The 7,062-nt window shown below is 61.6% G+C and carries 6 protein-coding genes; all 6 read left to right on the forward strand.

The window, feature by feature from the left end:
* Window positions 1-771 (forward strand): glutathione S-transferase C-terminal domain-containing protein (locus GSQ89_RS29375; protein WP_216856468.1); only part of this gene is annotated, 771 nt, incomplete at its 5' end.
* 317 nt (window positions 772-1,088) lie between these two features.
* Window positions 1,089-1,907: an IS6 family transposase gene (locus tag GSQ89_RS29380; RefSeq protein ID WP_158931667.1), complete on the forward strand. Its 819-nt coding sequence runs from the start codon at window positions 1,089-1,091 to the stop codon at window positions 1,905-1,907.
* A 674-nt stretch (window positions 1,908-2,581) separates the two neighbouring features.
* Window positions 2,582-3,820, forward strand: a complete 1,239-nt coding sequence (locus GSQ89_RS29385; RefSeq protein WP_158931668.1) for a CaiB/BaiF CoA-transferase family protein — start codon at window positions 2,582-2,584, stop codon at window positions 3,818-3,820.
* Complete coding sequence (locus tag GSQ89_RS29390; protein WP_158931669.1) at window positions 3,817-5,184, forward strand: CaiB/BaiF CoA-transferase family protein; 1,368 nt, start codon at window positions 3,817-3,819, stop codon at window positions 5,182-5,184. Before GSQ89_RS29385 ends, GSQ89_RS29390 begins: the two co-directional genes overlap by 4 nt.
* Window positions 5,185-5,306: 122 nt before the next feature.
* Entirely contained in the window at window positions 5,307-6,503 is a 1,197-nt protein-coding gene (locus tag GSQ89_RS29395) for a thiolase family protein (protein WP_158931670.1), read from the forward strand.
* 5 nt (window positions 6,504-6,508) lie between these two features.
* Window positions 6,509-6,919 carry a Zn-ribbon domain-containing OB-fold protein gene (locus GSQ89_RS29400; RefSeq protein ID WP_216856469.1) on the forward strand — a complete coding sequence of 137 codons (411 nt, stop codon included), beginning with the start codon at window positions 6,509-6,511 and terminating at the stop codon, window positions 6,917-6,919.
* Window positions 6,920-7,062 lie beyond the last annotated feature (143 nt).

Below are 7,062 nucleotides of genomic sequence, written 5' to 3' on the forward strand. Positions count from 1 at the left end.
CCGTCATATCCGTGCGGCGGTCCCGTCCGCGATCGAAGTTTGCGACAGAACCTCTGGGACACGCCCGATGGCTGGGTCCTTGTAGATACGACGCTATCGACATCCGATCGCGGCGGCAACGGGTTTCTGCGTCTCCACGAGGCATATCTTGCCTCGCAGCCCGGCTACACGGGCAAGGTCACCGTCTTGTGGGATCGAAAATCGCGGCGGATCGTCAACAACGAGTCTCTCGAGATTGCGATAATGCTGAACAACTCGATCAACTGGATCGGCGGCGACGAGCAAGGCGACCTCTATCCCACACTTCTCCGCTCTGACATCGACACCCTCAATTCAAAAATCTGCCGCTCGGTCGTGATGGGTGTGTATACGGTTGCCGCTGCTCGCGATCAGGGGGAATACGATACCGCAACAGACGAGCTGTTTGGGTTTCTGGACGAATGCGAGAACCGGCTGGCCGACCGCCGCTGCTTCCTGCTTGGTGACCAGCTTACACTCACTGACGTTCTGCTGTTCACACCGCTGGTTCGATTTGATGCGGTCTACAACCCGCTGTTCCGCGCCAGCCGGAAGCGCCTTGTCGACTATCCGCAGCTGACCAGATTTGTGAAGCGAGTCTACGACCTGCCTGGCGTGGCCGCCACCGTCCGGCTCGACCACATCCTGACCCATTACTACGATGGCGATTGGGCTGTCGCGAACCGCCGCGGAATCGTCCCGCACATGCATGCCGTAAACTGGATTACTTCGGCTCCTAGCGGGCGAGGATGAGGTAAGCGTTGCCCTGAGGACGCCGGCATCGCTTTGGGTTAGGCGCGCATGGGTCCATCGAGCGATTGCTGCCGACGGAACGATGACGTTCATCCCGCGCTCCGAGATGATCACTGTCGTCGACGTGGCGAGGCCGCGCCAGACTGCTACCGGGTCGACGCCAAGCTTCCGCTCCACATAGATGGAAATGGCAATACCGTGCGTCAAAGCAAGCGTGTCGTGTTGCAGTGCGCTGGTTCCGTCAGCGTTCGCGCCACGGTCCCTGTTCGATTGGCGTCTGGTGTGGATAAAGGTCCGGGGCGAGAGGGGCCGGACAGATGGATTGCGTCGGGTGCGGTTTAGCGGCCGTTTCGGAACGGAATGAGCGCACCGCTAAGGGTTACCGCCGGTTCAGCTGCCGGGCCTGCGGTAAGCAGTTCAACGAGCGGAGCGCCGGCGTTCTGAACCGCACGCAGCACCCCAGTGACGTTATCGCCCTCGTGGTGCTCTGGCGCTTGCGCTACAAACTTGCTCTGCGCGATCTTCCGGAGATGTTCCTGATCCGCGGCATCGTTTTCAGCCATGAAGCGGTTCGTGACTGGGAAGCCAAGCTCACGCCAGCGTTGGCCGAAAGTTTACGGCGACGCCGGCGCGGTAAGGTGGGGCGCAGCTGGTACGTTGACGAAACTTACATCAAGGTCCACGGGCATTGGCGCTACCTCTACCGCGCCATCGATCGCTTCGGTACGCTCGTAGACGTGATGTTCAGTGAGCACCGCGACATGGCCGCCGCGAAAGCGTTTTTTGAGTCGGCCAAAATGGTCACCGGCGTCACGCCCGGCCGGGTCACTACAGACGGGCATGACAGTTATCCACGCGCGATCCGGACGACCCTGGGCACCGGCGTGCGGCATCGCAACAGCCAGTATCTGAACAACCGACTGGAGCAAGATCATCGCGGTGTGAAAGACCGCTACGGCCCGATGCGCGGGTTCAAATGCCCAAATTCGGCCAGTCGCTTCTGCCGGGCCTACGATGAGTTGCGTAATTTCCTCCGTTGCTGCTCTCGAACCAATCAGCACGTCTCCGCCAACTGCCGCAGATTTTTCTTCCTCCGGCAAACCGCAACGGCCCTCAGGCTATTGCAAGCCGTCTGAGAGAGTTCGGCCCTCATCGAGCTCACAGGACTTGCTGGCACGAGCGCTGACAGAACCAGCGCGCCCACCTACGAGACGATCGCGGCACATGGTGACGATATCGAAGTGGTCATCCCGCCGCGCTCGACGGCGGCGCCCAGCGGCGCAACGGGTCCGCCCACGCAGCGCGATCTCCATGTGGCGATGGTGACGGAACACGGTCGACTGGGTTGGCAGGCGGCCACTGGCTACGGCCACCGCTCATTGGTCGAAACGACAATGGGTCGCTATAAGGCACTGATCGGACCTCGTCTTCGCGCACGCGGTTTTGCTGCCCAGCAGACAGAGGCTGCTATTGGTGTTTTAGTTCTGAACCGAATGCTGGCGGCTGGACGCCCGAATTCTGCCCGCCTCAAGTGGGTTATCACATAGCGGCCGGAGGATGGGGGCGCCTCGTCCTCCGGCCGCCAAGTGCACCAACGCTGATTTGCGCTACATAAGGAATATATTTTATGCAGACGTGACGCTTCAGGAGAATCCCACATGAGCGACGGCTTACGCTCCTCTTCCAGGCGGCGCGTGCCCGACATGGCGCGCGACGTGGCACCTGGCGCGACACGCTTTTCCGCCGATCCCGGCGCCGGGGTGGCTCAGCCGCCCTCAACGCGACGTGCGGTTTTGCAAAAGGAAACAGTATGACGGGCGTCTACGAGGGTCTCACGGTGATCGAGCTGGCCGATCGCCGTAATCAATGGGCAGGTAAACTGCTGTCGGACGGTGGCGCCCGAGTCATCCAGGTCGAGCCGATCGCGGGTAGTCCGGGCCGCTGGTGTGGCCCGTTTGCTGACGACAAGCCCGACCCTGACCTTTGCATCGACTACTGGTGGAATAACACCGGCAAGCAGAGTGCGGCAGTCGACGTCGCACAGCCGGCGGGCCGCGATCTGTTGAAGCAACTGCTGGCGAAAGCGGACGTCTTCTTGGAGAGCACGCCGCCAGGGACGCTCGCGAATCTCGGCCTCGGCTACGATGCCGCCGCATCGAACCGCAACTTGATCTACGCCTCGCTCACCGACTTTGGCCAGGACGGTCCCTGGCGTGACTATGTCGCGAACGATGTCGCCCATCTTGCCCTTGGCGGACAGATGGCGAGTTCGGGCTACTCCGATCCAAAGGAGACACCGATCGGTGGCAAAGGCCACCATGCTTGGCACATGGGCTGTGCCTTCATGCTTCACGGTATCACGGCCGCCTTGATCGAGCGCATGGGCTCTGGCGAAGGCCAGTTCATCGACGTGTCGATACACGACGCATGCGCCATCGGCACCGAGGCGGCGGTTCCGCAGTGGATGTATTACGGTTCGACGATGTATCGCCAGACGGGCATGCACGCCAATCCGAAGCGGCAGCCTCCGTTGCAGCTGCCGACAGCCGACGGCAAGTACATGATTGCCGTGATGCAGAATTTTGGTCGGCCGGTGTGGGAGAAGCTGATCAAGTGGATGGACGAGAAGGGCGTGACAGGCGAGTTGCACGATCCGAAGTACCAGGACGAGGCGTTTCGTATGTCGGAATACCGGACGGGCAACGTCATACGTGACGCCATCGCGCGTCTGATCGCCGCCAGCGATGGCGAAGAATGCTTCCATCGCGCGCAGTCGTACAACATCTCGTGGGGGCTGGTTCACGCCGCCGAAGAGAATTACGACGTCGCGCATTACCGGCAGCGCGACTATTGGCGCTCTATCGAGCATCCGCGGATTGGCCGTGCGATCCCGTATCCACGCGGTCCGTTCGCGTGTGATGCCTTGGGAATTGAGCCGCGCGGCCGCGCGCCGAATCTTGGCGAACACACCCAGCATGTATTGGCGCACGATCTTGGCATGTCGGCCGATGCAATCATGGCATTGCGCACCTCGGGAGTCGTCCGATGAACACTACGTCAACTGCCCGTCCCGGTGTGCTCAGCGGTGTGCGCGTTCTCGATTTCACCTGGAAGACCGTAGGTCCGTGGTCGACGCGCCTGCTCACGCATTACGGCGCCGAGGTCATCCATGTCGAGCGTGCCGGAGGCTGGGACGATCACCGCTACAACGCGACTCCGAGCATCGTGACCGACGAGCCCAAGGTGGCTCAAACGCTGGGCATGAAGAAGGTCTACTCCGATCCCCAATTCAACACGCATCGCGACGAGTCGGCGGCTGCCACCGAACGGCCGAAACTCTACGCTGCGCCTTACTTTAATACGCTGCACAACGGAAAGCTCGCCATCAGTCTCAACACCAAAAGTCCGGAAGGATTGAAGATCGTCGAGCGTCTCATCGGCATGTGCGATGCGCTGGTGGAAAACTTCAGTGCCGAGGTGTTGCCGAGCTGGGGCCTTACCTGGGAGCGACTCCACGCCATCAATCCTCGCCTCGTTTACATGAGTACGTCGGGCTTTGGGCACACGGGCGATTGGAAGACTTATCGCAGCTACGGGCCGACGGCCGCCGCACAATCCGGTCTCTCGCTGGCCTCGGGCTTGCCCGGCAAGCCGCCCGCGGGCTGGGGATTCTCGTATCTAGATGTCATGGGCGGCTGGATAGGCGGACTTTCGCTGATCCAGGGTCTGCTGCAAGCGAAGAAGACGGGTGAGGGTTGCTATATCGACTACTCGGTCACCGAGGGGGCGATGTCGATGCTAGGCACCTACATGTTAGATTACCAGGTTAACGGGCGACGCACCCGTCGGCCGGATTTTCCGCCGGGCAATCGCGCGGTGTTTCCGGCCCTGGCTCCGCACAATACGTATCGTTGCGCGGGCAGGGATCGTAATGATCAGGATTGGTGGATCTTCATCGCGTGCGAGACCCAGGAACAGTTCGAAGCCTTGTGCTCTGTCATGGAACAGCCGGGTCTTGTCCTTGATACCAAATTCGCCACCAACGAGGCGCGGGTCACAAATCAGGCTGAGCTCGATCAGATCATCAGCAACTGGACGCGCCCGCGGCGACGCTACGACATCATGCGGAAATGTCAGGCGGTCGGCATTATCGCCGCCGTCGTGCAGAATGCGGAAGATCGTGTGGAATACGATCCGCAGTTGCAGCATCGCGAGGTGTTTCCCGTCATCGAGAACCCCGAAGTCGGCGGCGCATTCTCTTATGAACGGTACCCTGTGCGGCTGTCGCGTACGCCGGCAACCGTCCAGACCCGCGCGCCTGTGCTTGCGGAGCATAATCAATATGTCTTCGGCGAACTTCTGCAGATGAGCGAGGCGGAAATTAATTCGTTGCGGGAGCGCGGTGTGATCTAGGGGCACGTCGCTCGGCGGTCCTCGTGATCGTACAAGGCGGCCAGATGCTTGCGTTCCGAATTCATGGAAATTGACATGAGCCGCGAGGAAATCGTGGCGCTCACGGAGAGGATGATCCTGGCATGACACCTTCACCCCTGGCCTTCGGCGGCCGCCACCCAAACCCGCGCAACAAGCGCGCCGCCGCTGTCATCGGCGTCGGCCACACCGACTGGGTCCGCGACTGGCAGCGCTGCCGCGCCGGCGAGCAGCCAAACGATTCGCTAGGCTACGGCCTCGAGGCGTTCCGTAATGCGCTGAAGGACGCGAACATCAACCGCGATGAGATCGACGGCCTGATCGCCGGACCCACCACCGCCTATGAACGCATGGGCGAACTCGCGGGCCTCAATCCCCGCTGGGGCGACCAGTCGGATGCCGTAATGGCCGTCTCGCAGGCTGTTATGGCGATCGAGGCCGGCTATGCCGAAGTCGTGGCGCTCATCTACGGTAACGACCAGCGTAGTGTCGGCACGCAGTATGGCGGGCCGGCGGCGATGGGCGGCAACGCCCACCTCTCTTATGTCTATCACTCACCCTGGGGCTTCACTTCTCAGGGCGCGCTCTATGCCCTGACACTGCAGAGCTACAAGCATGCACGCGGCTTCACGGAACGCGAAATGGGCGAGGTCTCGGTCGCGCAGCGCGGCTGGTCATCACTGAACCCGAACGCGATCCAGCGCAAGCGCATCTCGATCGAGGACTATCTTGCTTCCCATTATGTCTGCCAGCCGCTGCATTTGTTCGACTACTGCCTGATCAACGATGGCGGCGTCGCGCTGATCATCGCGGAGGCGGAACGGGCAAAGAAGCTGAGCAGCAGGCCGGTGTTTATCGAGGGCATCGGGCGCTCCGACCTCAACAGTGGTGCTACAAGCCTCGAGTCGCGCGTCGACGAGTTCTATTTGCCCGCGCAGCAGGTTGCGGCAGCGCAATCCTATGCCGTATCGGGTCTCGGACCGAAGGATATGGACGTCCTGCAGGTCTATGACAGCTTCTCCGTCCACGTGCCCCTGGCGCTCGAAGGCTATGGCTACGCCAAGGTCGGCGAGGCCGGAAAGTTTCTGCGCGAGAGCGGGATCGGACCAGGCGGCAAGTTGCCGACCAACACCAGCGGCGGACATCTCAGCGAGACCTACATGCAGGGCTGGGCGCACCAGGTCGAGTGCGTGCGTCAGCTGCGCGGCGAGTGCGGGGACCGCCAGGTGAAGGACGCGCGGCACGTGCACTACACGTCCGACGTTGCTGGCAAGTGTTTCTCGGTCATCTACGGAGTGTGAACGTCATGAGTGCGACCGAAGTCAAAACGCCGCGGCCCGTGATGGGCCTCTACGACAAGCCGATGTGGGAAAGCGTTCGCGCCGGTGCGATGAAACTGCAGCGCTGCAAGCACTGCGCGACCTGGCTTTACCCGCCCGGTCCGTCCTGTCCGAAATGCCTCTCTCCCGAACTCGAATGGACGCGTGTTTCGGGCGAGGGGAAGATCGTCTCCTGGGTGGTGTTCCACCGTCACTATCTGCCGGCCTATCCGCCGCCCTACAACGCGATCGCGGTGCGGCTCGCGGAAGGGCCGACGATGATCAGCAATCTCGAAGGTACGATGCCGGAGGATGGCTGCATCGGACGCGCGATGCGGCTGGTCTATGTGACGATGCCCGACGGCGTGATGCTGCCGCGCTGGCGCTACGAAGGCTGAACTGTGCCGACGCCCAGAACACGCCGAGATACCAAAGGGGGCTCTGTTGCAGCCTTTTGCTTGGGTTGAGAGGGATCCGCTAGGCGGGACCGACTTATCTATCAGGCGGCGACTGCGAACAACGTGGCGATGAACCTTGCCTG

The sequence above is a fragment of the Acidisphaera sp. S103 genome, from assembly GCF_009765975.1.
GTDB lineage: Bacteria > Pseudomonadota > Alphaproteobacteria > Acetobacterales > Acetobacteraceae > Rhodopila.

What these genes read in the sequence shown, in the direction of transcription:
- GSQ89_RS29380 (WP_158931667.1), top strand. Translation starts at nt 1,089, where the DNA reads ATGGATTGCGTCGGGTGCGGTTTAGCGGCCGTTTCGGAACGGAATGAG.
- GSQ89_RS29385 (WP_158931668.1), top strand. Translation starts at nt 2,582, where the DNA reads ATGACGGGCGTCTACGAGGGTCTCACGGTGATCGAGCTGGCCGATCGC.
- GSQ89_RS29390 (WP_158931669.1), top strand. Translation starts at nt 3,817, where the DNA reads ATGAACACTACGTCAACTGCCCGTCCCGGTGTGCTCAGCGGTGTGCGC.
- GSQ89_RS29395 (WP_158931670.1), top strand. Translation starts at nt 5,307, where the DNA reads ATGACACCTTCACCCCTGGCCTTCGGCGGCCGCCACCCAAACCCGCGC.
- GSQ89_RS29400 (WP_216856469.1), top strand. Translation starts at nt 6,509, where the DNA reads ATGAGTGCGACCGAAGTCAAAACGCCGCGGCCCGTGATGGGCCTCTAC.